Origin of the sequence: Bradyrhizobium sp. CCGB12, assembly GCF_024199845.1 — a bacterium.
GTDB lineage: Bacteria > Pseudomonadota > Alphaproteobacteria > Rhizobiales > Xanthobacteraceae > Bradyrhizobium.
Genome location: NZ_JANADO010000001.1, coordinates 2435673 through 2461923 on the forward strand (window position 1 = coordinate 2435673; position 26251 = coordinate 2461923).

The 26251-nt window shown below is 64.2% G+C and carries 21 protein-coding genes; 6 read left to right on the forward strand and 15 right to left on the reverse strand.

All coding sequences use genetic code 11. The features are described from left to right. Window positions 1-29: 29 nt before the first annotated feature. The 4 genes from NLM27_RS11715 to NLM27_RS11730 form a co-directional block, all read right to left on the reverse strand. The gene (locus NLM27_RS11715) at window positions 30-1208 is read right to left on the reverse strand and encodes an ROK family transcriptional regulator (protein ID WP_254143439.1); all 1179 of its coding nucleotides are present in this window, start codon (window positions 1206-1208) and stop codon (window positions 30-32) included. Window positions 1209-1554: 346 nt separating this feature from the next. Continuing rightward, window positions 1555-2859: a citrate synthase gene (gltA, locus tag NLM27_RS11720; RefSeq protein ID WP_254143440.1), complete on the reverse strand. Its 1305-nt coding sequence runs from the start codon at window positions 2857-2859 to the stop codon at window positions 1555-1557. Between the two features lie 147 nt (window positions 2860-3006). Further along, window positions 3007-4434, reverse strand: a complete 1428-nt coding sequence (gene gltX, locus NLM27_RS11725) for a glutamate--tRNA ligase (protein WP_254143441.1) — start codon at window positions 4432-4434, stop codon at window positions 3007-3009. Between the two features lie 112 nt (window positions 4435-4546). After that, complete coding sequence (locus NLM27_RS11730; protein WP_254143442.1) at window positions 4547-6442, reverse strand: WD40 repeat domain-containing protein; 1896 nt, start codon at window positions 6440-6442, stop codon at window positions 4547-4549. A gap of 173 nt (window positions 6443-6615) precedes the next feature. On the opposite strand from NLM27_RS11730, the gene NLM27_RS11735 reads away from it, so the two are divergent. The 4 genes from NLM27_RS11735 (at window position 6616) to NLM27_RS11750 (ending at window position 11386) form a co-directional block, all read left to right on the forward strand. Continuing rightward, entirely contained in the window at window positions 6616-8292 is a 1677-nt protein-coding gene (locus NLM27_RS11735; protein ID WP_254143443.1) for a glutamine--tRNA ligase/YqeY domain fusion protein, read from the forward strand. Window positions 8293-8301: 9 nt separating this feature from the next. Beyond that, the gene (locus NLM27_RS11740) at window positions 8302-8688 is read left to right on the forward strand and encodes a nuclear transport factor 2 family protein (protein WP_254143444.1); all 387 of its coding nucleotides are present in this window, start codon (window positions 8302-8304) and stop codon (window positions 8686-8688) included. 88 nt (window positions 8689-8776) lie between these two features. Continuing rightward, the gene (locus tag NLM27_RS11745) at window positions 8777-9010 is read left to right on the forward strand and encodes a DUF2171 domain-containing protein (protein ID WP_024341296.1); all 234 of its coding nucleotides are present in this window, start codon (window positions 8777-8779) and stop codon (window positions 9008-9010) included. A 96-nt stretch (window positions 9011-9106) separates the two neighbouring features. After that, complete coding sequence (locus tag NLM27_RS11750) at window positions 9107-11386, forward strand: ComEC/Rec2 family competence protein (protein WP_254143445.1); 2280 nt, start codon at window positions 9107-9109, stop codon at window positions 11384-11386. A gap of 143 nt (window positions 11387-11529) precedes the next feature. Here the strand turns inward: NLM27_RS11750 and NLM27_RS11755 are convergent, their stop codons facing one another. The 6 genes from NLM27_RS11755 to NLM27_RS11780 all read right to left on the reverse strand — a co-directional run bounded on the left by NLM27_RS11755 (window position 11530) and on the right by NLM27_RS11780 (window position 16820). After that, a complete protein-coding gene (locus NLM27_RS11755; protein ID WP_254143446.1) occupies window positions 11530-11967 on the reverse strand; it encodes a hypothetical protein in 438 nt (145 codons plus the stop codon). Window positions 11968-12366: 399 nt separating this feature from the next. Further along, window positions 12367-13068, reverse strand: a complete 702-nt coding sequence (lexA, locus tag NLM27_RS11760; RefSeq protein WP_158670475.1) for a transcriptional repressor LexA — start codon at window positions 13066-13068, stop codon at window positions 12367-12369. A gap of 176 nt (window positions 13069-13244) precedes the next feature. Next, entirely contained in the window at window positions 13245-14456 is a 1212-nt protein-coding gene (gene glp / locus NLM27_RS11765) for a gephyrin-like molybdotransferase Glp (RefSeq protein ID WP_254143447.1), read from the reverse strand. Between the two features lie 229 nt (window positions 14457-14685). Next, window positions 14686-14880: a hypothetical protein gene (locus NLM27_RS11770; protein ID WP_254143448.1), complete on the reverse strand. Its 195-nt coding sequence runs from the start codon at window positions 14878-14880 to the stop codon at window positions 14686-14688. Window positions 14881-15044: 164 nt separating this feature from the next. After that, a complete protein-coding gene (locus NLM27_RS11775; protein WP_254143449.1) occupies window positions 15045-15671 on the reverse strand; it encodes an HAD family phosphatase in 627 nt (208 codons plus the stop codon). A 15-nt stretch (window positions 15672-15686) separates the two neighbouring features. After that, on the reverse strand, window positions 15687-16820 hold the full coding sequence (locus NLM27_RS11780; protein ID WP_254143450.1) for an alpha-hydroxy acid oxidase: 1134 nt from the start codon (window positions 16818-16820) through the stop codon (window positions 15687-15689). Window positions 16821-17115: 295 nt separating this feature from the next. Here NLM27_RS11780 and NLM27_RS11785 point away from each other — a divergent pair, with 295 nt between their 5' ends. Beyond that, the gene (locus tag NLM27_RS11785; RefSeq protein ID WP_254143451.1) at window positions 17116-18453 is read left to right on the forward strand and encodes a S41 family peptidase; all 1338 of its coding nucleotides are present in this window, start codon (window positions 17116-17118) and stop codon (window positions 18451-18453) included. A gap of 101 nt (window positions 18454-18554) precedes the next feature. On the opposite strand, the gene NLM27_RS11790 is transcribed toward NLM27_RS11785, so the two are convergent. Further along, entirely contained in the window at window positions 18555-21275 is a 2721-nt protein-coding gene (locus NLM27_RS11790; protein WP_254143452.1) for an EAL domain-containing protein, read from the reverse strand. A 313-nt stretch (window positions 21276-21588) separates the two neighbouring features. Between NLM27_RS11790 and NLM27_RS11795 the strand changes: the two genes are divergently transcribed. After that, window positions 21589-21753: a Flp family type IVb pilin gene (locus NLM27_RS11795; protein ID WP_254143453.1), complete on the forward strand. Its 165-nt coding sequence runs from the start codon at window positions 21589-21591 to the stop codon at window positions 21751-21753. Between the two features lie 8 nt (window positions 21754-21761). Here NLM27_RS11795 and moaC read toward each other — a convergent pair whose 3' ends face one another. From moaC to NLM27_RS11815, 4 genes are read right to left on the reverse strand one after another with little or no spacing between them, the layout of a single operon-like run. After that, window positions 21762-22280 carry a cyclic pyranopterin monophosphate synthase MoaC gene (gene moaC / locus NLM27_RS11800; RefSeq protein WP_254143454.1) on the reverse strand — a complete coding sequence of 173 codons (519 nt, stop codon included), beginning with the start codon at window positions 22278-22280 and terminating at the stop codon, window positions 21762-21764. Between the two features lies 1 nt (window position 22281). After that, window positions 22282-23103: an indole-3-glycerol phosphate synthase TrpC gene (trpC, locus tag NLM27_RS11805; RefSeq protein WP_254143455.1), complete on the reverse strand. Its 822-nt coding sequence runs from the start codon at window positions 23101-23103 to the stop codon at window positions 22282-22284. 7 nt (window positions 23104-23110) lie between these two features. Beyond that, on the reverse strand, window positions 23111-24124 hold the full coding sequence (gene trpD, locus NLM27_RS11810) for an anthranilate phosphoribosyltransferase (protein ID WP_254143456.1): 1014 nt from the start codon (window positions 24122-24124) through the stop codon (window positions 23111-23113). Window positions 24125-24138: 14 nt separating this feature from the next. Next, window positions 24139-26037, reverse strand: a complete 1899-nt coding sequence (locus NLM27_RS11815) for a SurA N-terminal domain-containing protein (protein WP_254143457.1) — start codon at window positions 26035-26037, stop codon at window positions 24139-24141. Between the last annotated feature and the right edge of the window lie 214 nt (window positions 26038-26251).

Consider the following 26251-nt stretch of genomic DNA (forward strand, 5'->3'; position numbering starts at 1 on the left):
CGTGCTGAGGCCGTACGGCTCAGGGCATGTCAGGCGGCCTCCGTCGATGTCGCGGGCATGCCGCCGCGGCTGGCCAGGCAGAAGGCGGCAAAGGCAAGCGCAGCTTGCGGATCGTTGCCGTTCGAGGGTGGCACGAAGGCCAGCGACACCTGCGCCAGTTTCCGCCCGCCCAGGAGGCATGCATCGATCCCGTCGATGACGGCCTTTCGATCGTCTTCAGTGAGAGCCGATGGCCATCCGCTGATAACAACACCGCGGCATGGCTTGACGTTCAACGTGTTGCCGATAGCGAGACCGAGCCTGAAGAGCCGTTGCCGCAATTCCTGGCGCACCCGCGTGGTGAGGGAGATCGTGGTCACCCATTCATTGCCGAGCCGGAGCAGTTCCGCTTCGGTGGTGCGCAGCAACTCGGCCAGCGCCGGCAGTGACGTATAGGCTTCGACGCAGCCATGATGGCCGCAGCGGCAACGCGGTCCGTCGGCGCCAAACACCATGTGGCCGAGCTCGACCGGCTGGAGCGCATCCTCCTCGATCTGATCGTCCATCCACGTCCCCGCGACGCCTTGGCCGACAAACACGAAAAGATGCGCATCGGTGAACGGATAGTTTTCCGTGCGGCAACGATGGAAGGTGGCATGCGCCACCACCGAATTGGTGAAGGCGACCGGTACTTCCGCAAACAACTCGCCGAACATGTCGCCGATACGTTCGACATCGCAGGGAATGATCGGGTTGCCGAATTCGCTCAAGCGGCCGAGGCCGGGAATGGTGATGCCAATCTGCGCAAGCGTGATACGGCGACGACGCGCCCAGTCGCGCAGCAAGGTTATGGCTTCGTGGAACACCCGGCCGACGGTTTCAACGGTCGGCTTGTTCGGCAGTGGCACACGCTCGGCGTAGTGCAACTCGCCCGACAGGCCGCCGACGCCGATGCCGAGCCACTGGCCGGTCAGCTCCAGGGCAGCAAGCGCCACCGTGCGATCGAGCGACACGAGCCCCGTCGGGCCACCGACGTAGGGGGCAGGGCGCCGCACCTCCTCGATCAGGCCTTCCGCCTTCAGGTCGAACAGGATGCGCGACAGGCTCGCCTCGGACAGGCGCACCGCCTTCGCCAGAGGCGGCCGAAACGAGCCGCCCGACTGGAGCAATTGAGTCAAAATGGCAGCGCGCGTCTGCCGCCGACTTCTCGGCTGCTCCGGCATTTCCATCCCTATTGTCATTCTTACTTAGTGTAAGAATTTGCGCGCGGAGCGTTTCGGCTGTCAAGCGTTTACGGGGCAGATGTGCCGACTTGTTGTTGTGCGCGGCAACAAGATTGGCATGCACAAGGCGCCGCTTATCGTCGACGGCGCGGGAGAGCGGAACGCTCAAGACAGAAGCGCGACGTCGACGATGATCCGCTTGTGGTTGTCCGGGTCGACCAGGACACGACCCCCGGCGGTGATGCTGCTTTCGCGCATCTGCTCGCTCTGCGCTTTCCTCATTCCTGCGTGCCAAACAAAAACGGCGCCATCATGAGATGGCGCCGTTTCGAGAGCCGTTTTGGCTAGAGACCTACTTGCGATCGTTGATCGGCACGTAATCGCGCTTGTCGACGCCGGTGTAGAGCTGGCGCGGACGGCCGATCTTCTGATGGGGATCCTCGATCATCTCGCTCCACTGGCTGATCCAGCCGACGGTGCGGGCGACCGCGAACAGCACGGTGAACATCGAGACCGGGAAGCCCATCGCCTTCAGCGTGATGCCCGAATAGAAGTCGACGTTCGGGTAGAGCTTGCGCTCGATGAAGTATTGGTCGCTGAGCGCGATCTTCTCGAGCTCCATCGCCACATTCAGCATCGGATCGTTGCCATGGCCGGTCTCCTTGAGCACGGCGTGACACATCTTCTGCATGATCTTGGCGCGCGGATCGTAGTTCTTGTAGACGCGGTGACCGAAGCCCATCAGGCGGACCTCAGAGTTCTTGTCCTTCACCTTGGCGATGAATTCGGGGATCTTGTCGACCGTGCCAATGCCGTAGAGCATGTTGAGTGCGGCTTCGTTGGCGCCGCCATGCGCCGGGCCCCAGAGGCAGGCGATGCCCGCCGCGATGCAGGCGAACGGGTTGGCGCCGGAGGAGCCGGCGATGCGCACCGTCGAGGTCGAGGCGTTCTGCTCGTGGTCGGCGTGCAGGATGAAGATCTTCTCCAGCGCGTCGGCGAGCACCGGGCTCACCTTGTAGTCCTCGCAGGGCACCGCGAAGCACATGTTCAGGAAGTTCTCGGCAAAGCCCAGCGAGTTCTTCGGATAGATGAAGGGCTGGCCAACGGTGTACTTGTAGGCCATCGCCGCCAGCGTCGGGATCTTCGCGATCATGCGCATGGAAGCGATCATGCGCTGCTTCGGATCGTTGATGTCGGTGCTGTCGTGATAGAACGCGGCGAGCGCGCCGACGGCCGCAACCATGATCGCCATCGGATGGGCGTCGCGGCGGAAGCCCTGGAAGAAGCGGGCCATCTGCTCGTGCACCATCGTGTGATGGGTCACGCGGTGGTCGAAATCCTTCTTCTGCGCGGCGGTCGGCAGATTCCCGTAGAGCAGGAGATAACAGGTCTCCAGGAAGTCGCCGTGCTCGGCGAGCTGCTCGATCGGGTAGCCGCGATATTCCAGCACGCCAGCATCACCGTCGATATAGGTGATCTTGGACTGGCAGCTCGCCGTCGAGGTGAAGCCCGGATCGTAGGTGAACAGGCCGGACTGGCCGTAGAGCTTGCCGATATCGATGACATCAGGCCCGACGCTGCCGCTGAGGATCGGAAGATCGTAGTTCTTGTTTCCGACCGTCAGCGTGGCGGTCTTGTTGGTTGGTTTTGCGTCCATCGTAGGTCCCCGATGTGTGGTGAAACGGGCCGGAGCCGGAGGCCCCTAGGGAGATCATTGGGGGCAGGCCGGATGTTCCAGAATGTACGGGGGTGATGGGTATATTATTGCTGTGTGCGCTGCAAGATCATGGCAGCCATGGCCTACTTACGTCGTAGATTGATCCTTGAGCCGGCCCAAGGCTTCCTGGCGTCCCAGGACGTCCAAAACCTCAAATATGCCAGGCGACGTCGTCCGTCCGGTCAGCGCGGCCCGCAAAGGCTGGGCGACCGCGCCGAGCTTGAGACTATTTTCCTCGGCGAAGGTGCGCAGCGCGGCTTCCGTGCTGGCGCCGCTCCACGTCTCGACTTTCTCCAGCGCGGAATGAAGCTGGCCGATCAGCTTGCGGTTCTCGGGTGTCAGCAGCGCCTGCGCCTTGGCATCGAGCTGCAGAGGCCGGTCGGCGAAGATGAAATAGGCGCCGTCGATCAGCTCGATCAGCGTCTTGGCGCGCTCCTTCAGGGCCGGCATGGCCTTCAGGAGTTGCGCCCGCGTGGTGTCGTTTAACTTGGCCTTAATCTCGTCGCGGCTGGGAACGACGTGGTCGAGCACATCCTCAAACATCTTCACGAGTGATTGATCGTCGGCGTGACGGATGTAGTGGCCGTTGAGGTTTTCCAGCTTGGCGAAATCGAACCGCGCTGCGGCCCGGCCGACGCTGGCAAGGTCGAACGCAGCGATCATCTCCTCGGTCGAGAAGATCTCCTGGTCGCCATGGCTCCAGCCGAGCCGGACGAGATAGTTGCGCAGCGCCGCCGGGAGGTAACCCATGGCGCGATAGGCATCGACGCCGAGCGCGCCGTGGCGCTTCGACAGCTTCGAGCCATCCGGACCGTGGATGAGAGGGATGTGGGACATGCTCGGCAGCGCCCAGCCCATCGCATCGTAGATCTGCTTCTGGCGGGCGGCGTTGATCAGATGGTCGTCGCCGCGAATGACGTGGGTGACGCCCATGTCGTGGTCGTCGACTACCACCGCGAGCATGTAGGTCGGGTTGCCATCGCCGCGCAACAGCACGAGGTCGTCGAGGTTCTCGTTCTGCCAGACCACGCGGCCCTGGACCTGGTCCTCGATCACGGTCTCGCCGGTCTGCGGCGCACGGAGCCGGATCGTCGGCTTGACGTCGCTTGGCGCCGTTGCGGGATCGCGGTCGCGCCACATGCCGTCATAAAGGCGGGTGCGGCCCTCGGCGCGCGCCTTCTCGCGCATCGCGGCGAGCTCATCGGCGGTGGCATAGCAGCGATAGGCCTTGCCGTCGGCGAGCAACTGCTCGGCGACCTCGCGGTGGCGGGCGGCGCGGGCGAACTGGTAGATGACCTCGCCGTCCCAGCCGAGCTCCAGCCACTTCAATCCATCGAGGATGGCGCCGATCGCGGCCTCCGTGGAGCGCTCCCGGTCGGTGTCCTCGATCCGCAGCAGCATCTTGCCGCCGTGCTTCTTCGCATAGAGCCAGTTGAAAAGCGCCGTGCGGGCGCCCCCGATATGGAGGAAGCCGGTCGGCGAGGGGGCAAAGCGGGTGATGATGGGATCGGTCATTCGTGGCAGGGCCTATGCATTGGAGGCGGTGGTGTATAGCAGGAACAGCCAGTGGCGAAAGCTTGAATTAGTCAGACGTTCGCCGCTCTTTCCTGTTCCGCCTCGCGCATCGTCAGTCCCGGACCGCATCGGGTGAGGCAACGAATTGCTTGGTCTCCTCGACGCCGAAGTGCCTGACTTCAAATCCGCGTACGAGGACCAGATCGCTGTAATGTGCGCCTGGGCTGAAGCGGACACGACCGTCAGGGAAGAGCATGTAGAAGCCGTCTTCCGCTCGGTTCGGAGTTGCCGTCCATACTGGCTTGCCCGTCGGCAGGTCATACTTGACGAAGCTGACGCGATCTAAGTCGTCTTCCCTGACGATAAGAGATCTACCGTTCGAGACAAAGTTTCCGGTCTTTCCGGGCAGGACGATATGACCGTCCGCGATGTCGATGACGTCGTGTGTGAGATTGTCCCCTTTATCCCGTGTGTGAACGATCATGTAGCGTCCGTCTGGCGACACGTCGGCTCGCGCTACGTCGCGAGCGCGGGCATCGCGAGGCCGGCGCTCGACCACTCCAAGATCGGCGACCACCCGATCGCAGAAGATGATCCCGCATTGCGCGTGGAAATATGGCGTGAGCGGCACGATCAGGCTGTGCTCCACCGTCCGTACGGCTCGCCATCTACCGTCCGCGAAAATGTCACCATCCCTTTCGTCGACCAGTAACACGTCACCCTTGTCCGTGATCTGCAACACAACGGCCGGATGGTCGTGGCTTACTCGATATTTCTTAGTAACCTTGCCGTCCTTTACGGACCAAACGACAATGGTCTCTGCCAGATGCAATGCGATCCAACGGCCGTTTGGCGATACGCCAACCTGCAGCCCATCCGATTGAAGGCTTCGTGGGATATTGAAAGTCTTCCGCCTTTCGTAGCGCTGCACCGTTATTCGAGTTGATTGAGCGTCAAAGCCTTTCGGATTGTGCAATACAACGATTGTGCTGCCGTCGGACGAAACAACACCGTCACCGTCGGGATGAATGGAGGCGATAGCTCTGCCATTGCGCAGATCCCATGCGGCCCATTCCGGGGTACCCGGCATTCCCTGACCCCTTGTGATCAGTTGGGCGCCTGGCGATATGTCGAATTGCTGTTGAAAGCCAAAATCGAACTTGGCGGGAAATCGGCATTTCTTCACTAGCGTCCGGCTGACATAGGCCGATCCCGGCGCGAATGTTGGACCGGAGCCGTCGATACTGAAGGCAGCAAAATCGAGGTGATTCGAAAAACTCTCGCCTTGCGTGTTGCCGAAGATCAGATGCTTGCCGTCGTAGTCAAAACTGAAGGGCCGATAGCCGCAAATATCTTCGTCCAGCCGAAAGAAGAGCTCGGTTTGCTCTTTCTTCAGGTTCCAAATCTGGAAGGCATTCCAACGGGGGTCACCGATATATCCGATCAGCGCGTATTCCTGCGTCGGGTTGAACGCAATGTCGACATACTGTTTCAGGTCCCCAAAATGCGATTGCAGATGATAGCGCGCGATAAGGTCGGGTTGAAGCGAAAGCCGAAGCCCCACGATCTCGTGGAAGTCAGCGGGCGGTGCGGGTGTGACCGCCTGGCCTGTTTCTGCGTCCCAACTGGCGATCTGGCCATCAACGTCTCGGGCGGAGACCGTCTTGCTGTCAGGCGAAATGGACAGCGCGGCGACGCGCAGGCCGGGCTTGCTGAGATATCTCAGGGTGATGCCGTTATTGACGTCAATCAGTCGTATGGCGGCCGCGTTGGGAGAGGTTGCGAGGAACCAAGCTGAGTTGGGCGCAAGGAGAAACGTCGAATTGCCGCCAGCGTCGGTCTGGGGCGTCGCCACGAAACCGGCCAGCCCACCTCTGCCTGGGCTATCGAGGACTGCGCGCTCGGCCGGCGCCTTGGCTTCCCCCGCGAGGGCAGGTTCGGGGGAGCCACATGCCATCACGACGAACCCCAGTACGAGGAGGGAGGCGGAGCGAGCTGCGATCGTCATGAAGGAAATCCTCGGAGCATCCTGCGCCTAGTATGCCATCCATGGAGTGCGAAATTCGAGAAAAACTACCTATAATAGTTGCTGAAGAGCTTATGGCGGGGTGCGAAACCGGGCTTGGCTCAGCCTCCCGAATTTGGCAGAAGGACCGCTGATTTCCCGACAGGATTTTCGTAATGACAGAACCGGTGGCGACTGAGGTTGGGCGCGATTTCATTCGTGACATCATCCAGGCCGACCTCGATCAGGGCAAGTACAGGGAGATCGTGACCCGGTTCCCGCCGGAGCCGAACGGTTACCTGCATATCGGCCACGCCAAGTCGATCGCGCTCAATTTCGGCATTGCCCAGGAATTTCCGGGCCGCTGCCATCTGCGCTTCGACGACACCAATCCGGTCAAGGAAGAGCAGGAGTATATCGATTCGATCCAGGCCGACGTGCGCTGGCTCGGCTTCGACTGGGGCAAGAACCTGTTCTTCGCGTCCGACTATTTCGATCGCCTGTACGAATGGGCGGAGCAGCTGATCCGTGACGGGCTCGCTTACGTCGACGACCAGACCCAGGAGGAGATCCGCCTCTCGCGCGGCACGCTGACCGAGCCCGGCAGGAATTCGCCGTTCCGCGACCGCAGTGTGGAGGAGAATCTCGACCTGTTCCGCCGCATGAAATCAGGCGAATTCCCGAACGGCGCGCGCGTGCTACGGGCCAAGATCGACATGGGGGCGGGCAACATCAATCTGCGTGACCCCGTGCTGTACCGCATCCTGCATGCGCACCATCCGCGCACAGGCGACGCATGGAGCATCTATCCGAGCTACGATTATGCCCATGGCCAGTCGGATGCGATCGAGGGCATCACGCACTCGATCTGCACGCTGGAGTTCGAGGACCACCGGCCGCTCTACGACTGGTTCATCGAAAAGCTGCCGGTGCCGTCACAGCCGCACCAGTACGAGTTCGCACGACTGAACCTGACCTACACGCTGCTGTCCAAGCGCGTGCTGACCCAGCTCGTGCGCGAGGGCCATGTTGCCGGCTGGGACGATCCGCGCATGCCGACCATGGCGGGCATGCGCCGCCGCGGCGTGCCGCCGGCCGCGCTGCGTGAATTCGTCAAGCGCATTGGTGTTGCCAAGGCCAACAGCGTAGTCGACGTCGGCATGCTCGAATTCTGCATCCGCGAGGAACTGAACCGCACGGCGCAGCGCCGCATGGCGGTGCTGAAGCCGCTAAAAGTGGTGATCGAGAACTATCCGGAAGGGCGGACCGAGGAGCTCGAGGCGATCAACCATCCCGACGATCCCAGCGCCGGCACGCGCAAGATCAGCTTCGGCCGCGAGCTCTATATCGAGCAGGACGACTTCATGGAGAACCCGCCGAAGAAGTTCTTCCGGCTGTCGCCGGGCAACGAGGTGCGGCTGCGCTATGCCTATTTCGTCAAGTGCACCGGCGTGATCAAGAACGATGCTGGCGAGGTGGTGGAGCTGCGCTGCACCTACGACCCCGCGACCAAGGGCGGCAACGCGCCCGACGGTCGCAAGGTCAAGGCGACCATGCATTGGCTGCCGGCTGCGACATCCAAGCCCGCTGAGATCCGCATCTATAATCAGCTGTTCGCCAATCCGAGCCCGGACGCCTCGAATTTTGCGGCCGATCTCAATCCGCAGTCGCTGGAGATCCTGTCCGATGCGCGGATCGAGGCATCGGTTGCGGAAAGCAATTCGATGGAGCCGGTGCAGTTCGAGCGCCAGGGCTACTTCGTGCGCGACAAGGATTCGACGCCGGGCAAGCCGGTGTTCTCGCGGACGATTGGTTTGCGAGATACTTTTGCCAAGGAAGTCGCCAAAGGCTGAGGGATGGCAATGAGCAACGAAGCCGATAACATTGTTTCGGCCATCATCGCGAAATGGTGCGCCGGCTTCGCAAAGCTCGATGCCGTGGCGCTGTCGTCCCTCTATTCGAAGAACGCGTTCTTCTTCGGCTCGAACCCGAAACTCTATCGCGGCAGGGATGGCGTTGCCGACTATTTCAATGGCCTGCCCCGCTGGCGCAAGCCGAATGCGGTGTTCTCGGAGGTGCAGGCGGCGCAAGCAGGTCCTGACCTGATCAACATGGGCGCGACGATCTCATTCGACCTCGCCGGCGAACGCCCAGATCTCGTCGTCAAGATGAGCTGGGTCATCATCCGCGAGGACGGCGATTGGAAGATCGTCAACCACCATGCCTCGTCGAAGGAACCGCTGATCTGACGAGCGGGCGGCACACGGCATCGTCATTTCGCGTTGGAAACGAACGCGCGCCTCTGACGTTGGGGTGGATCCAAACGAGGATCCCACCATGCAGAACATCGCAGAGCATATGGAAGTCATCGGCGCCGACGGCGTTCATGTCGGCACCGTCGATCGCGTCGAGGGCAACCGCATCAAGCTGACCAAGAAGGACAGCGGCGAGGGCAGCCACAAGGGCCATCATCACTTCATCGACAAGGGGCTCGTTGCCGACGTCGAGGGCAACAAGGTCCGTCTGTCGGCCAAGGCCTCGGTGGCCGTGACCATGGAAGAGGAAAAGTAGGGCGCTTCGCCGCCTGTTCCTGATCCGTACCGCTATTCGCACAGCCGCACGTTCCGGTAGCCTCCGCACCCGTCGCGTATCGCAAGGTGCAGGGGAATGGCGGAGCCGGGCCGGCCAGTGCGCTCCCAAGGAGTTGCCGGGACATGGCCGGTCGGCCGCGCCACATCGGCTAGCGGCTTTGTGCCGGCGGGCTTTGGCCTCTGGCCCGCAATCATCGAGACATTGCGCGAATGGGTGCGCGCCGAGGCCGGCGCCGGACGGCTGTTGCCGTGGGTGCCGGTCGCCTTCGGCGGCGGCATCGCGCTCTATTTCGCCGCCGATCACGAGCCGGTGCTGTCTGTCGTCGTCACGACCGCGGCCGCGCTCATGCTTGGCGCCGTGCTGCTGCGGCGCAGCCGCCTGTTCGCCGTCGCGATCATGATCGCGGCGGTGGCGACCGGTTTTGCCATGGCAACCTGGAAGACGGCGCGCATCGCCCATCCCGTGCTGGCCAAGCCGCTCTATTCGGTATCGCTATCGGGCTTCGTGGAAGCGCGCGACGTCCGCGAGCGTACCGACCGTTTCGTGCTGCGCGTCACCGCGATGGAGGCGCAGCGCAGCGACGTCAAGCTGGAGCGCGTGCGTCTTTCGGTGCGCAAGGGGACGGCACCCGAGGTCGGCAGCTTCGTGCAGCTGAAGGCGCGGCTGATGCCGCCGATCTCGCCGGTGCGCCCCGGCAGCTACGATTTCTCCCGGGACATGTTCTTTCAAGGCATCGGCGCCTCCGGCTTCGTGATGGGCGCGATCACGGCTTCGGTGGCGCCCGATGCCGGTGGCTTGCGGCTGCGCTACGCGGCCTTCATGCAGGGTCTGCGCGATGCGATCGACGCGCGTATCCGTGCGACGCTCGAGGGCGACAACCGTGCAATCGCGACGGCGCTGCTCACCGGGCGGCGCGATGCCATCACGACGCCCGTCAACGATGCCATGTTCATCTCGGGGCTCGGTCATGTGCTGTCGATTTCCGGCTATCACATGGCGGTCGTCGCCGGTGTCGTGTTCTTCGCGGTGCGTGCGCTGCTGGCACTGATCCCAGGGCTGGCGGCCGGCTTTGCCATCAAGAAATGGTCGGCGGCCGCGGCGCTGGTCGCGGCTGCGTTCTACCTGCTGCTGTCAGGCGCGGAGGTCGCGACGCAACGCTCCTTCTTCATGACCGCGGTGGTGCTGATCGCGGTCATGGTCGATCGCCGCGCCATCACCTTCCGCACGCTGGCGGTGGCCGCCCTGATCGTGCTCGCGGTCGCGCCCGAAGCGCTGGTGCATCCGAGCTTCCAGATGTCGTTTGCGGCAACGCTCGGCCTGGTGGCGCTGGTGCAGATCGGTATGCCGAACCTGTTTGCCTCGCCCGATCATTCGACGACCGCGCGCATCGCCTTGTGGGGTGGCCGCGAGATCGCGATGCTGTTCCTGGCTTCGCTGATCGCGGGGCTTGCGACCACGCCCTATGCCGCTTTCCACTTCCACCGTGTCACGCCGTTCGGCGTGCTGGCCAATCTCGGCGCGATGCCGGTGGTTTCGGCGCTGGTGATGCCGGCGGGACTGCTCGGACTGCTGGCGGCGCCCTTTGGCCTCGATGGCGTGTTCTGGTGGTTGATGGGGATCGGCATCGACTGGATGGTCGCGGTCGCACGCTGGGTGGCCTCGCTGCCCGGCGCGGTCGGCCGCATCCCGGCCTTCGGTATCGCGCCGCTGATGGCGGCAAGCCTCGGGATCATCGTGATGGGCTTGTTGCGCACGCCTCTGCGCTGGTCCGGTGCGCTGCTGCTGCTGGCTTCCATCGCCTGGGGGATGTCGGTGCGGCAACCCGATATCCTGATTGCCGGGGACGGCGCGAGCGTCGCCGTGCGTAGCAGGGATGGGCACCTTCATGTGATCCGCGCGAGCAAGGACGGCTTTCTGCTCAAGGAATGGTTGGCCGCCGATGCCGATCCGCGCGATGCCGCGAGTAGCTCGCTCGCCGACAGCGTGTCGTGCGACGAGGCCGGCTGTGTGGCGCCGCTCGCCGACGGGAGGTTGGTCGCGCTGTCCCTGCGCATCGATGCGCTGGCTGATGATTGCAGCCGCGCCGCGCTGGTGGTCACGGCGCGGCCCGCGCCGCCCGATTGCGCGGCGATGGTGATCGATCGGCAGCGTCTCACGAGCCAAGGCGCGCTGGCGTTGACGCAGCGCGGTGACGGTTTTGCGGTTCAGGCGGTGAGGGTGAGAGGCACGAGCCGGCCCTGGCTGCCGGCCGGCGCCGGCGAAGGTGATTTCGGTGGCAGCATTGCGCCGAAGACGGCCGCACCCCGCAACCGGGACGCAACGCCGGCGGAGGCCGACCTGCAGGCCGACGATTGATGACAAATGCGAGGAGTTGGTCTGCGAGGAGTTGGTCCGGGTCCAGACCGCAATTTCGCAACACACGAACCATACCATCTCGCCGGCTACGGCCGGCGATGGCATTTCATCCAAGCCCGACCTGAGCGGCCGGCGACCGCGTATCAGTCGATCGGCAGGCGACGTGTCGTGCTCGGCCGACTGTCGGCGATGATCTGCGGCTTGTGTTCGCGCTCGCTGACCGGCTGGGTCACCGGCAATTGCAGCACGGTTGCGCGCTGGCCTTCGACGAGCTGCGTCACCAGCACGTACTTGCCGTCGGGAAATTCGATCGCGTCATGATGGCGATCGGGAATGTGCGGATCGATCTTGCCGAACTTTCCGACGCGCGAGTTGATGGTGCGCGTCCAGATCCAGCGATTGTCGTAACGGACGTTGTCGGCGAAGGCGAGCTCCGTTCCTGGCAGCAAACAGACGGCCACGGTCGGATCGGCCGCGGAAGCAAATCCGCGCGTCGAGGTGCCGCGGAACGTTGTCGACACGATCGTCTCGCCGACTTCAGCGGGGCGCGATGCAACGGCATGCAGGCTGTAGTCACACATCGGGTGCTCCTCATTCGAAGATAGCGACCCGCGCCTCTTTCTGAGGCACAAGCCTCTATCAGAGTGGAAGCATACAACGCTCTGCTTGGTTGTGGGCGAATCTGCGGCTGGTGTCCGCGAGATGCGATCAAATTATTTTTTCGAATCTATTGGGAACAAAGCCCGCATCAATGCATTTGGCGAGTGCGAGCGACAGCGGCCCGCGGGCGCCGACACATCGTTTGTTTCCTCGATTCCTCGAGGCTGCGGAGCTTGTGAGTGCTTGGCGGCGACACGCTGCGGATGTTGCGCTGCCGAGGGGCCGGACGATCTAAGCTACACCACAAAGACCACCCCGCCGGACCGGACAACCCGTCCGGTCCAATCGGAATCGTTGGTATCGAATGACCGCTGGTCGTCTCAGTACTTGCGGTACAGCCCGATCAGCTTGCCCTGAATCTTCACCCGGTTAGGTGGCAGGATGCGCACCTCGTAGGCGGCGTTGGCGGGCTCGAGCGCGATCGAGGCGCCGCGGCGGCGGAAGCGCTTGAGCGTCGCTTCCTCGTCGTCGATCAGAGCCACCACGATGTCGCCGGTATCGGCGCTCTCGTTGCGCTGGATCAGCGCCATGTCGCCGTCGAGGATGCCGGCCTCGACCATCGAGTCGCCGCGCACTTCGAGCGCGTAATGTTCACCCGAGCCGAGCATGTCGGGCGGTACGCTGATGGTATGGCTGCGGGTCTGCAGCGCTTCGATCGGCGTACCGGCCGCGATGCGGCCCATCACCGGCACCGCAACGGGGCGCTCACCCTCGTCCGCGGGCGGGCTGGAGGTCGCGCGCACCTTGCCAAGGTTGCCCTCGATGACGCTCGGCGTGAAGCCGCGGCGGTTGCCGGCGGCGGCCTGAAGCTCGGGCAGCTTGATCACCTCGATGGCGCGGGCGCGGTTGGGCAGGCGGCGGATGAAGCCGCGCTCCTCGAGCGCGGTGATCAGGCGATGGATGCCCGATTTCGAGCGCAGGTCGAGCGCATCCTTCATCTCGTCGAACGAGGGCGGCACGCCGCTTTCCTTAAGTCGCTCGCTGATGAACCGCAGGAGCTCGTACTGTTTGCGCGTTAACATCTCGACCAAAATCCCCCGGTTGATGTCGTTCGATTCCGAGACGCTGAATTCAGCGATAAGCCGCTACATGCTCGAAACAAATCATGAACGGACACTATATGTTCGATACATGTTCCGCAACTGCTTAATTTACCGTGAACGCGACAAAGTTCGCGGAGCGCGTGTGGTCGACGCGTTCAGACGGGCAGGCGCAACACCTCGCAAGGCGTGCCGGCTTCGGCCTTGGGCGCGAATGGCATGCGCACGAGAAGTGCCTGTGCCGCAGCGAGATTCGCCAGCAGCGAGGAATCTTGATGGTGCACGGGAAGCGCGACAAGCGTGCCGTCGTCGCGCTCTTCCAGACGCGCGCGAAGATAATCCGCGCGCATATCGTTTGCATCCACAGCGCGGCCGAGCACTGCCCGCTCATGGCGGTGGTGAATCACGGATCGGCCTGACAAGGCGCGAATCAGCGGCACCATGAACAGGAAGGCGCACACATAGGATGACACGGGATTGCCAGGCAGGCCGATCACCCGCATCGTCCCCAGCCGCCCGTGCATCATCGGCTTGCCCGGGCGCATCGCAATCTTCCAGAACGCCATCGAGATGCCTTCGTCCCGGAGCGCCTGCTGGACCAGATCGTGGTCGCCGACCGATGCGCCGCCGGTCGTGATCAGGATGTCGGCGCCGCCCTCGCGGGCGCGGCGGATGCCAGCGGTGGTGGCCTCCAGCGTATCGGCGGCAATGCCGAGGTCGATGGTATCGGCACCCTCGCTGCGGGCGAGCGCGTGCAGGGCGTAGCCGTTGGAATAGACGATCTGGCCGTGGCCGGGCGTGGTGCCCGGCATCACCAGTTCGTCGCCGGTGGCGAGGATCGCGACCTTTGGACGGCGGCAGACGGCAAGCTGCGGGTGATTCATGGCGGCGGCGAGCGCGAGATCGCGCTCGGTGAGGCGGGATCCCTTGCGCAGGAGCACATCGCCTTCGGAGAAGTCGACGCCGGCGGGGCGGATGTGCCGACCGGCAATTGCGGCTTCCTTGACCGTGATGCGCTTGCCGTCGGCAACCGTGTCCTCCTGGATCACGACCGCGTCCGCGCCATCGGGGACCACGCCGCCGGTGAAGATCCGTACCGCTTCGCCGCCGCCGACCGCCCCGGCAAACGGCCGGCCCGCCCCAACCTCGCCGATCACCGTCAGCTTGGAATCAATGGTCGCCGCGTCGGCCGCGCGCACGGCATAGCCATCCATCGCCGACATAGCTTCCGGTGGTTGCGTGCGCCGCGCCGCGACGTCGTGCGCGAGCACACGGTGGAAGGCTTCAGCGAGCGCGATCATCTCGTCAGGCAGCGGCTCCGCACCCGCCAGCACCGCGGCAAGCGCGTCAGAAACTGGCATGAGGGCCAAGGGTGAAGACTCCTGCTGGGCATGCTCGGGCAATTGGCGGCAAGAGTTCTAGCCGAGCGCGCGCGCAGAGGCAAAAAGCGCCGAGGCAGGATAATTCATCCAACCTCTTGAAACTTGCATTGTGAGGCGCGGCTCAAATTCGCCGCGGCATGATCCGGAAGGCGAGACAGACCGGTACGAGGATGGCCATGGCGAGAACGAGAAGAACGAGCGCCACGGCCAGCATTGGTCAACTCCGCCTCGGCCCGCCCGGACTGACGTCCGGGGCCTGGGGACCCTGATCCCTGTCGGGCAGCGGGTCGGCCTGCGATTTCAGGTCCGCCGCCTTGCTGATCAGCCTGGCGGAAAGATCAGAATCCGAGGTGGTTCTGGCGTATTTCATCAGCAGAGAGGCCTGCTTGGTGAGGTAGGTTTTGCCCAGCACGACGATAAGTCCGATGTAGAATTCCCAACGGACTCATGAGTCCTGAGGCGGGGCATTCGTTCCCGGAACTTTGTATAAAAATGCACAAAGGGCTTTGGTTCCTTGCCCCCTGCGAAGTAGTTCCGCAGGCGACCGGTCGGATGTCGCTTGGGTCCGCTGACGGATCAAATCCCCAGCGCCTTGAGCGCGCTCCCGACGTCCGTCGGCGATGTCACGTGCACGGCAGTCAGGCCGCATGCCCGCGCCCCTTCGACGTTCTCGGCAAGGTCGTCGAAGAACACGATTCGGCCAGCCGGCACGCCAATCGCCGCCACGACATGGTCGAACGCCGCCGCGTCCGGTTTGCGCAGGCCGATGCTGGACGACAGATAGAGCTCGCGGAAATGCCCGAGCACGCCGGCATATTCCTTCGAGAAATAGTCGATATGCGGCCGGTTGGTGTTGGAGAAGGCATAGAGCGGCATCTGCTTTGCCGCGCGAGGCAGCAGCTCGGCGATATCAGGCATCTCGCCGGCGAAGATCGCGTTCCAGCCCTCCAGAAACTGCGCATCGGAAATGCCGATCCCGAGCGATGAACGCAGCGACTGGAAATAATCCTCGTCGCTGATCCTGCCGACCTCATGCAGCCGGTAGGCCTCGCTATCACGCACATAGCGCGTGACGATCGCGTCGGGCTCGCAGCCGGCATGTCCCGCCCAGCAGGCGATCGCCTTGGAGAAATCGATGTCGAGCACCACGCGTCCGAGATCGAACAGGAGCGCGTCGGCGCTGCCGGGACAGAGCGAGGTCATTGTGTCCTTTTCATTTCAGTAGCGATATGGGTCGTGGTCGAACAGCGGGAAGGCGCTGAACACGCTCGGCGCATTGGTTGCGGTCGCCTGATGCAGGCAGGACTTGTCGACCTCGGCGAACGAGGTGGCACCCAACAGGCCGAGGCAGCGCAGCACTTCATCCTCCAGCAGCTCCAGCATGCGCAGCACGCCGGCTTCGCCGGCCGCCGCCAGTGCCCAGCATTGCAGTCGGCCGATGCCGACCAGGTCGGCGCCCGCCGCGATGGCCTTGACGATGTCGGTGCCGCGGCAGAAGCCGCCATCGACCATGATCTTGGCGCGGCCCTTCACGGCCTCGACGATTTCAGGCAGCACATGCATGGCGCCGCGGCCATGATCGAGCTGACGGCCGCCATGGTTGGAGACGTAGATCCAGTCGACACCGTGATCGATCGCGATCTGGGCGTCCTCGGCGGTGGCGATGCCCTTGATGATCAGCGGAATCCTGAACTTGTCCTTGATCATCTTCACCGTCCGCCATTCCAGGCCCTTCTGGTAGTCGCCGCCGGTCGCGCGCAGGCGGCTCTCGCGAACGTAGCGCTTGGCGATGTCGCGTTCACGACGGCTGTAATGGGCGGTGTCGACGGTCAGGCAGAACGCGCCGTAGCCGTTCTTCTCGCTTCGGCTGACCACATCCGCGACGAAGGCGTCGTCGCCGCGGACATAGAGCTGATAGAGCCGCAGCGCATCGGGCGCGGCCTCCGCGGTCTTCTCCAGGCCGGGATCCGAGACCGAGCTCAGCATGTGTGCCGCACCAAAGGTGCCGGCGGCGCGCGCCACGCTGGCTGCGCCATCGGGATCGAAGATCTCCAGCGCACCGACGGGGGCAAGCACCACCGGCAGACGCATCCTGCGGCCGAGCTGCTCGACGGAGCCATCGACCTTGCGAACGTCCCGCAGCACGCGCGGGCGGAAGGCGATCTCGTCCAGTGCCATGCGGTTGCGGCGCATCGTGGTCTCGGTTTCGGCAGCGCCGACGATGTAGTCCCAGGCATTCTGGTTGAGGTTGGCGCGCGCCTTCCGGATGAATTCGTGCAGGTTCTGGAACGGCTCGTTGCTGGCGCCGAGTTCGACGTTCCTTTCCGGCCGGATGCGGGGCGCGTCGTTCATTGTTGTCCTCCCGAGAATTTGAAGTCTTATCGTCATCGCCTATCGCGTCCGGCCCTCCAAAACCATCCTAAAATCGCATAGCTGCGAGGCGTGGGCGGCCGACCGATGTCCGCCGAGCGCAAAGCGGTTTCGGAACGTTGCCAAAAGTTTAGGCCAAGGCGAAGGGATTTCTTCAATGTGCCCGCCGGCGTGGCATCCCGGCCTTGAAGAAACCAGAATGGTATTGTGAGACACGGGCTGGATCGCCATTTGCATGGCGGCTCCAAAGCCCCCAGCAAAAAAGGCTACCTCATCCATGCGGAAAAACCTGCTGTTCCCCCTGGGCGCGCTCACGGGAGCGTGTCTGACCCTTCTGGTAGCCAGTCCCCACGGCGGCGTATGGGCGGCGCGGGCGGCGGCGAGCGCGGATGATGCCTATTCCCAGCTCAACTTGTTCGGCGCCGTGTTCGAGCGCGTGAAGGCGAGCTATGTCGAGAAGCCCGACAATGCCAAGCTGATCGAAGGCGCGATCACGGGCATGGTGACCTCGCTCGATCCGCATTCGCGCTACATGAATGCCAAGGCCTGGACCGAGATGCAGGAGACCACCTCCGGCGAGTTCGGCGGGCTCGGCATCGAGGTCACGATGGAGGACGGCCTCGTCAAGGTCGTCTCGCCGATCGACGACACGCCGGCCTCGAAGGCCGGCATCATGTCCGGCGACCTCATCAGCAAGATCGACGGCGAGGCCGTGCAGGGCATGACGCTCGAGCAGGCCGTCAACAAGATGAAGGGCCCGGTCGATACCAAGACCAAGCTCACCATCGTGCGCAAGGGCGCCGACGCGCCGCTCGATGTCGCGATCACGCGCGAGATCATCCACGTGCGCCCGGTGCGCTTCCACGTCGAGAACGGCGACATCGGCTATATCCGGATCACCTCGTTCAACGAGCAGACCACGGACGGCCTGAAGAAGGCGATCGCCTCGATCACCAAGGACGTGCCGCAGGAGAAGCTCGCGGGCTACGTGGTGGACCTGCGTAACAATCCGGGCGGACTGCTCGACCAGGCCGTGTCGGTCTCGAGCGCGTTCCTGCAGCGTGGTGAAGTCGTCTCGACCCGCGGCCGCAATCCGGAAGAGACCCAGCGTTTCACGGCCCATGGCGGTGACCTCACCAAGGGCAAGCCGCTGGTGGTGCTGATCAACGGCGGTTCGGCCTCGGCCTCCGAGATCGTCTCCGGCGCGCTGCATGACCATAAGCGCGCCACGCTGATCGGCACGCGTTCGTTCGGCAAGGGCTCGGTGCAGACCATCATTCCGCTCGGCGCCGGCAATGGCGCGCTGGCGCTGACCACGGCGCGCTATTACACCCCGTCGGGCCGCTCGATCCAGGCCCAGGGCGTCGCGCCCGATATCGAGATCCTCCAGGACGTGCCGCCGGAGCTGAAGGGCCGGATGGATACTATCGCGGAATCCCAGATGCGCGGGCATCTGTCCGCCGCCGACGGTACCGAGCAGACCGGCTCGCAGTCCTACGTCCCGCCGAAGGAGGAGGACGACAAGGCTCTGCATGCGGCTTTCGACTTCCTGCACGGCGTCACCGCGAATGCGGTTGCCGCCAAGCCCGCGCCGAAGGCGGCGGTGCCGAACTGAGCCTTACGATTTCGAGACATCGATCGCCCGGGAGTGGATGACCGCTCCCGGGCGATTTCGTTTGAGGATGCCGTTGTCAGCTCGATAGCCGAGGGTGGCCTCTAGCCCGCCTCGCGTCGGCGGCTTTCCTCGCCACCGCGCTGGGCGAGACGGCTGCGATGCAGCGCGAACAGCTCCAGCATCTTGTCGGCCGGTTTCGCCGCGCTGAACAGATAGCCCTGCATCTCGGAGCAGCCGAGCGTGCGAAGCAGCCGCTGCTGCTCTTCGGTCTCGACGCCCTCGGCCGTGGTGGTCATGCGGCGGGCGGCCGCGAGGTTGACGACGGCCTGGACGATGCTCGCGGAGCCGTCGGGGCCGGCGATGTCGTCGACGAAGCAGCGGTCGATCTTGATCTTGTCGAACGGGAAGCGATGCAGGTAGCTCAGCGACGAGTAGCCGGTCCCGAAATCATCGAGCGCGATGCGCACGCCGATGGCCCGAAGCTGGTGCAGGATCGCCAGCGCCGCGTCGTCGTCGCGGATCAGCACGGCCTCGGTGATCTCGAGCTCGAGCCGGCTCGCCGGCAGATTGGAGGTGGCGAGGGCGGCCATGATCTTCAGCGCCAGCGTGCCGCTCTTGAACTGCACGGGCGAGACGTTGACGGCGAGGCGGATGTCGTCGGGCCAGCTTGCTGCGTCCCTGCACGCGGTCGCCAGCACCCATTCGCCGATCTCGTTGATCAGGCCGGTGTCTTCGGCGATCGGGATGAATTCGGCCGGCGAGACCATGCCGCGCTCGGGATGGCGCCAGCGCACCAGTGCCTCGCATCCGGTGATGCGATCGTCCTTCAGGCTGAGGCACGGCTGGTAATAGACCTCGAGGCCGCCATGCGTGATGGCGTGACGCAGGTCGATCTCGAGCTGCCGTCGCTCGCGGACCTTGGCGTCCATCTCCGGCTCGAAGAAGCGATAGGTGCGGCGCCCCGCTGCTTTGGCCGCGTACATCGCCATGTCGGCATTCTTGAGTATCTGGTCGAGCGCGCTGCCGTGCTCCGGCGCAAGCGCAATGCCGATGCTGGCGTCCGCGGTGAGATGATGACCCATGCAATCGAAGGGGGTGCGGATGGCCAGGAAGACCCGTGCAACGAGATCGTTGACCTGCTCCGGCGAGGTCACGGCACTCTGCACGATGGCGAACTCGTCGCCGCCGAGCCGGGCCACGAAGTCCTCTGGGCCGGCGCAGCGACGCAGGCTCTGCGCGACCGACTTCAGCAGCTCGTCGCCGACGAGATGGCCAAGGGCGTCGTTGACGGCCTTGAACTCGTCGATGTCGATGTAGTGCACCGCGATCTCTTCGCCCTCGGCGATGGCGGCCAGCTCTTCGCGCAGATGCTCGTGGAACATGATGCGGTTGGGCAGGTCGGTCAGCGCATCGTAATGGGCGAGGTAGGTGATGCGCTCCTCGATGCGCCGGCGCTCGGTGATGTCCTCATGCGTCGCCACCCAGCCACCGTCCGCGAGCGGTTCGTTGACAATCTGGATCGAGCGGCCGTCGGAGGTGTCGACCACCATGGAATTGCGCACGTGAACGTCGCGCAGCACGCGCACGACATATTGATCGACATTGCCGGCGAAGGAGCCGGTCGCGTTGCGATGCGCGATGATGTCGTGGAAGCTGCAACCGGGCTTCACGGTCTCGGCCGAGAGCCCGTACATCTCGATGTAGCGCTGGTTGCAAATCACGAGCCGCCGCTCGGCATCGAACAGCAAAAGGCCCTGCGTCATGTTGTTTACGGCACGGTCGAGACGCTGCTTTTCCAGCGTCAGCCGTTCCCGCGAGAGGCGATGCTGCTCCAGCAGCTTGCGCACGATCGCGATCAGCACACCCGCGATGGCCAGCGCGGACGAGGCGGCGACCGAGATCAGGATGCCGATCTGCTCGCGCCAGTCCGCCAGGGCGGCCGCGCGCGTCGTGGTGGCCATCATCAGGATCGGGAAGTGAGGCAGGGCGCGTGAGGAGATCAGCCGGTCGTCGCCGTCGATGGGACTGACGAAGCGGCCGGCGAAGTGATCGAGTCCGAAAACCCTCTGGTGTTCGGACGAACCGGTCTTGAAGTTCCGCCCCATCAACTCGCTCGAATGGGGATAGCGGGCGAGCAGCGTGCCGTCTCGATGCAGCATCGAGATCGTCGCGCCTTCGCCGAGCACGACGGAGGCGAAGAACTTCTCGAAATTGGCGGGCTCGATGCCGCGCCCGACGACGCCCAGGAACTCGCCGTTGGGTCCCAGGATCTTGCGGACGATCAAGATGGTCCAGGCGCCGGAGACGCGGCTATGCAGCGGCTCGATCAGCACGTCGGGCGCGTAGGGGTCGTATTTGAAGGTGCGGAAATAGGCGCGGTCGGCAACGTTCACTTTCGGCGCCGGCCATGCCGTCGACGAGTTGATCAGATTGCCTTCGGCATCGATGACGTTGACCCCGCCCATGTAGGGCAGCGCCTCGATCTTCGAACGCAGCATCCGGTGGATGTCCTGCCCGGAGAGGCGCCGACGATAGTCCTCGCTCGTATTGATGCCGTTCCCGCGGACGTGGTCGACAAAATCCTTCTGGATGACCGCGAAATCCTGCAATTGCTGGTCGAAATGATGGGCGAGCAGCAGCACGGTGTTTTCCAGCTCGCGGCCGGAGTTGCGCAGCGCGCGCTCGCGGAAATTCTGCGCCATCAGCGTTGCGCCGACGGCGATCGCCGCGATCAGTAGCGTGCCGCCCACCACCAGCCAACGGATCGGTCCGCTGCGCACGAAGGCCTTGTCAAAGAGGCGACTGCCGAATCTCGTCATCATGCTGGTTCATTGCCGTGCACACGCCAGGATCAGTTCTTGATCCCCAAAACATCCGTTGGTTTACGGGAACGGTGTGGAGGCGAAGTTAGGAAGCACAGTTAACGCGATGTGAATACGTGCGCACAAAAGCAATCGATGTGCGGGATGCAAGGCGTGCAGGAATTGCCGCAAGCTCCGGCGATGCAGGGCAATTCCTGCCGGCCATGCCGCGATCAACCAAGGCTTAACCATCTAAGGTGTTGGCGATCCTCAAGCGGGCACTGGCACGTGATTTGCGAACACATCTGCCCACAACGCAAAGAGGGACATGATCATGACGAACATTCTGAAGAGCTTCATCGCCGACGAGCGTGGTGCGACCGCGATCGAATACGGCCTGATCGCCGCCGGCATCGCGCTTGCGATCATCACCGTGGTGAACGGCTTGGGCAGCAGGCTCAGCACGAAATTCGCATCGATCAGCACGTCGCTTAAGTAGCGACGCGATCAGGCGCGGTAATGGCCGGACTTGCCGCCGAGCTTCTCGACGAGATGGATGCCCTCGATGCGCACGCCGCGCTCGACCGCCTTGATCATGTCGTAGACGGTGAGGCAGGCGACGGAGACGGCGGTGAGCGCCTCCATCTCGACGCCGGTCGGGCCGGTGACCTTCACGCTGGCGCGGACGAGGCAGCCCGGCAGTTTGGCGTCGGGTTCGATGTCGACCGTCACCTTCGACAGCGCGAGCGGATGGCAGAGCGGGATCAGCTCGGAGGTGCGCTTGGCGGCCATGATGCCGGCGATGCGCGCGGTCCCGAGCACGTCGCCCTTCTTGGCGTTGCCGGACACGATCAGATCGAGCGTCGCCTTGGTCATGATGACGCGGCCTTCGGCGACTGCCAGCCGCTCGGTCGCCGGCTTGTCCGACACGTCGACCATCCGCGCCTCGCCGGAGGCACCGATATGGGTGAGGGTGGGGCCGGCCTTGATCTTGGCGGGCTTTGTCCCGGACGGCTTGCGCGCCATGTCAGCGCGTGCCCTTCGCACGCGCCGTCGTCTCGCGCGCCAGCAGCGTGCGCGTCGCCCCCGTGACGTCGGCTTGCCGCATCAGGCTCTCGCCGACCAGGAAGGTCGACATGCCGACGCGCTCGAGCCGCGCAAGGTCTGCGGGTGTGAAGATGCCGCTCTCGCCGACCATCAGCCGGTCCCCGGGGATCAGGGGCGCCAGCGCCTCGCTGGTCGCAAGCGTCGTCTCGAAGGTGCGCAAATTGCGGTTGTTGACGCCGATCATCGGCGAGCGAAGTTTCAGCGCCCGGTCGAGCTCGGCGCTGTCGTGGATCTCGATCAGCACATCCATGCCATGGGCGAGGGCGGCATCTTCGAGGTCTTTTGCGGTGGCATCGTCGAGCGCGGCCATGATGATCAGGATGCAGTCGGCGCCATGCGCTCGGGCCTCGACCACCTGATAGGTGTCGAACAGGAAATCCTTGCGCAGGACCGGCAGTGACGTCGCCGCGCGCGCCGCTACCATGAAGTCGAGATGGCCCTGGAACGACGGCGTGTCGGTCAGCACGGAGAGGCAGGCCGCGCCCCCCGCCTCATAGGCCTTGGCGAGCTGGGGCGGATCGAAATCCGCTCGGATCAGTCCTTTCGACGGCGAGGCCTTCTTGATCTCGGCAATCAGCGCGTAGTCGCCATCGGCGTGCTTCGCCTTGATCGCGCGCACGAAGCCGCGCGGGGCGGCCTGCGCCTTGGCCTTTGCCTCGACAACGGAAAGCGGCTGTGCGCGCTTTGCCGCGGCAATCTCTTCGCGCTTGTACGCCTCGATCTTGGTCAGGATATCCGACATGACAGGCTCAGCTGTTCGAGACGGCGATCAGGTGCTTCAGCCGCGCGTTCGCCGCGCCGCTGTCGAGCGACTTGGTACCGATCGCGACACCTTCCTTGACGTCCTTGGCGCGTCCGGCCACGACCAGCGCGGCGGCAGCGTTCATCAGCGCGACGTCGCGATAAGGGCTGGGCTTGCCGTCGAGCACGCTTTGCAGCGCAATCGCATTGGCATCGGCGTCGCCGCCCCTGAGCGCGCCGGCTTCGCATCGCGACAGGCCGGCCTCCTCGGGCGTCACCTCGAAATTACGGATCTCGCCATTGTGGAGCGCGGAGACGAAGGTCGGGCCGGTGAGGGTGATCTCGTCGAGGCCGTCGGAGCCGTGCACCACCCAGGCGGATTCGGAGCCGAGGTTCTTGAGCACCTGCGCCAGCGGCTGCACCCATTGCCGCGAGAAGACGCCGACCATCTGCCGCTTCACGCCGGCCGGGTTGGACAAGGGGCCGAGCAGATTGAAGATCGTGCGCGTCGCGAGTTCGACCCGGGTCGGGCCGACGTTCTTCATGGCGGGATGGTGGGCGGGGGCGAACATGAAGCCGATGCCGCATTCGCGCACGCAGTGTCCGACCTGCTCGGGCCTGAGGTCGATCTTCACCCCGAGCGAGGCCAGCACGTCGGCGGCCCCAGAGCGTGACGACAGGGCGCGGTTGCCATGCTTCGCCACCGGCACGCCGGCGCCCGAGACGATGAAGGAGGCGCAGGTCGAGACATTGACCGAGCCGGAGCCGTCGCCACCGGTGCCGACGATGTCGACGGCGTCAGAGGGCGCCGTCACGGTCAGCATCTTCGAGCGCATCGCCGTAACGGCGCCCGTGATCTCATCCACGGTCTCGCCGCGGACCCTGAGCGCCATCAGCAGGCCGCCCATCTGCGAGGGCGTGGCCTCGCCAGACATCATGGCATCGAAGGCGGAAGCGGCTTCATCACGCGACAGGCTGGCGCCGGTCGCCACTTTTCCAATGATCGATTTCAGGTCGTCCATCGCGTGCTTTCAACTCACTGGTTCGCGCCGGTCACTTGCGCGAAGGCGGCCTGATTAATGGTGGTCCCGATGTCGGTTTCAAGCTTGTTGACGTAGGACGCGACCTGCTCCTCGGTCTGCGCGCGGTCGAGGGTCTCCTTGAGCTTCTTGACCTCGTCGGAGGCGGCGTCGACCGTGGGATCTATGATGTCGGTGACGCGGAAGATGATCACCTCGGTGCCGCCGGTCACGGCCGTCTGTCCGACGCCGTCCTTGGCGGTGCGGAACGCGGCCGCGACGACAGTGCCGGGCACGCCGGCGGGCGAGTCGTCGCGCTTGAAGCCGGTCGCAGTCTCGACCTTGGCCCCGATCGCGGCGGCCTCGTCGGCGAGCTTGCCGCCGGATTCGAGCTTCTGCACCATCTCGGTCGCCTTGGCCTTCAGCTTGGTCGCGACCTGGTCCTGGCGCCAGCGCGCTTCGACCTGGTCGCGAACCTCGTCGAGATTGCGGTCGCGCGAGGGCGTGATGGCGAGAACGTCGTACCAGACATAGCCGCCCTTGAACGAGATCGAGTCGTTGTCGACGCCGACATCGGTGTTGAAGGCCTGCGAGACCACGTCGAGGCCCTGCGGAATGTTGGCGACCGGCTGGCCGTTCGGGGCGCGACCCGAGCGGTCGACGGCATCGATGGTGACGGCGGTCAGGCCGAGCTTCTGCGCCGCGTCGATCACGCTGGAGCCGCCGCCGCGCTCGTCTTCCATCTTGTCGCGGAGATCGGCGACCTTGACGCGCGCGCGTTCGGTGGCGATCTCGCGCTTGATGTCGCCGGCAAGGCTGGCGTAGTCCGCCTCTTTGCCCGGCTCGATCTTGTCGACCTTGACGATCGCGACGCCAAGCCCGCCCTGGATCGGCTGGCTGATCTCGCCGGCGGGAAGCGCGAAGGCGGCATCGCCGACTGCGGGCGCGAGCGAAGACTTGGTCACGAGCCCGAGGTCGACGTCGGAGGCGCTCAGCCCGCGCTCCTTGCCGAGATCCTCGAACGAAAGTCCGCCGACGAGGCGCTCGCGTGCGGCCTGCGCGTCGGCGACGTTCGGAAACACGATCTGCTGGATCTGGCGCTTCTCCGGCGTGCCTAGCCGGTCCTTGCGCTGGTCGAACACCTTCTTGGCGTCCTCGTCCGACACCTCGGTCCACTTGCCGATCTCCTCCGGAGAGACCACGACAAAGGCGATCTTGCGATATTCGGGCGCGCGGAACTGGGTCTTATGATCCTCGAAATAGGCGGCGAGCGTCTCGGGCGAGGGCGCATCGATCGTGCCTGCCTGCGCGGCGTCGAGCCTGACGAACTCGATGGCGCGCTGCTCGTTCTGGAAGCGCGTCAGCACGTCGATCATGCTCTTCGGCGGCTCGAGGCCGGCGCCGATGGTGCCGGTGATCTGCCGGCGCAGCGACACCTTGCGCTGCTCGGCGACGTAGCGCTGCTCGGTATAGCCGAAATTGCGGATCACGGCCTGGAAGCGGTTCGGATCGAAGCTGCCGCCGACGCCCTTGAAGTTGGGATCGTTCATGATGACCTGGCGGATCTGCTCGTCGGACTGGCCGAGCCCGAGCCGGCGCGCCTCTTCGTCGAGGGCGGCTTCGGCGATGGTCTGCTGGAGCACCTGGCGGTCGAGACCGAAGGCACGCGCCTGATCGGGCGTCAGCGGACGGCCGAACTGGCGGCTGATCTGTTGCAGGCGGTCTGTGTAGATCTGGCGGAACTCGTTGAGCGAAATCTCGGTGCTGCCGACCTTGGCCACCGTGGACTGCCCGAAGCCCTTGAAGATGTCGGCGATGCCCCAAATGCCGAAACTGACGATCAACACGCCCATCACCACGGCCATAATGGTCTTGCCGAGCCAGTTTGATGAGGCCTTGCGCATTCCTCGAAGCATTTGGTCCAACTTGTTTGGTCAGGAGGGGAACGGGAGCGCGTCTTAATGCAGATTCCGCAAAAGCGCGTCACCAAATTGATAGATCATCATAAAGTGGTGGCTTTCCCCCCGCAACCTCGCCTCAGCAGGCGCCGCGAAGCTGCGGTTAAAGGCCCCAAAGCGTTTTCCAGCGAAGTGGACCCCGGTTCGCGTCAAGAAAACGCGTCAAAACAAG

Bases quoted from the DNA above. Each gene is read 5' to 3' on its own strand.
- NLM27_RS11715 (WP_254143439.1), bottom strand. From the start codon at position 1,208: ATGGAAATGCCGGAGCAGCCGAGAAGTCGGCGGCAGACGCGCGCTGCC.
- gltA (WP_254143440.1), bottom strand. From the start codon at position 2,859: ATGGACGCAAAACCAACCAACAAGACCGCCACGCTGACGGTCGGAAAC.
- gltX (WP_254143441.1), bottom strand. From the start codon at position 4,434: ATGACCGATCCCATCATCACCCGCTTTGCCCCCTCGCCGACCGGCTTC.
- NLM27_RS11730 (WP_254143442.1), bottom strand. From the start codon at position 6,442: ATGACGATCGCAGCTCGCTCCGCCTCCCTCCTCGTACTGGGGTTCGTC.
- NLM27_RS11735 (WP_254143443.1), top strand. From the start codon at position 6,616: ATGACAGAACCGGTGGCGACTGAGGTTGGGCGCGATTTCATTCGTGAC.
- NLM27_RS11740 (WP_254143444.1), top strand. From the start codon at position 8,302: ATGAGCAACGAAGCCGATAACATTGTTTCGGCCATCATCGCGAAATGG.
- NLM27_RS11745 (WP_024341296.1), top strand. From the start codon at position 8,777: ATGCAGAACATCGCAGAGCATATGGAAGTCATCGGCGCCGACGGCGTT.
- NLM27_RS11750 (WP_254143445.1), top strand. From the start codon at position 9,107: ATGGCGGAGCCGGGCCGGCCAGTGCGCTCCCAAGGAGTTGCCGGGACA.
- NLM27_RS11755 (WP_254143446.1), bottom strand. From the start codon at position 11,967: ATGTGTGACTACAGCCTGCATGCCGTTGCATCGCGCCCCGCTGAAGTC.
- lexA (WP_158670475.1), bottom strand. From the start codon at position 13,068: ATGTTAACGCGCAAACAGTACGAGCTCCTGCGGTTCATCAGCGAGCGA.
- NLM27_RS11775 (WP_254143449.1), bottom strand. From the start codon at position 15,671: ATGACCTCGCTCTGTCCCGGCAGCGCCGACGCGCTCCTGTTCGATCTC.
- NLM27_RS11780 (WP_254143450.1), bottom strand. From the start codon at position 16,820: ATGAACGACGCGCCCCGCATCCGGCCGGAAAGGAACGTCGAACTCGGC.
- NLM27_RS11785 (WP_254143451.1), top strand. From the start codon at position 17,116: ATGCGGAAAAACCTGCTGTTCCCCCTGGGCGCGCTCACGGGAGCGTGT.
- NLM27_RS11790 (WP_254143452.1), bottom strand. From the start codon at position 21,275: ATGATGACGAGATTCGGCAGTCGCCTCTTTGACAAGGCCTTCGTGCGC.
- NLM27_RS11795 (WP_254143453.1), top strand. From the start codon at position 21,589: ATGACGAACATTCTGAAGAGCTTCATCGCCGACGAGCGTGGTGCGACC.
- moaC (WP_254143454.1), bottom strand. From the start codon at position 22,280: ATGGCGCGCAAGCCGTCCGGGACAAAGCCCGCCAAGATCAAGGCCGGC.
- trpC (WP_254143455.1), bottom strand. From the start codon at position 23,103: ATGTCGGATATCCTGACCAAGATCGAGGCGTACAAGCGCGAAGAGATT.
- trpD (WP_254143456.1), bottom strand. From the start codon at position 24,124: ATGGACGACCTGAAATCGATCATTGGAAAAGTGGCGACCGGCGCCAGC.
- NLM27_RS11815 (WP_254143457.1), bottom strand. From the start codon at position 26,037: ATGCTTCGAGGAATGCGCAAGGCCTCATCAAACTGGCTCGGCAAGACC.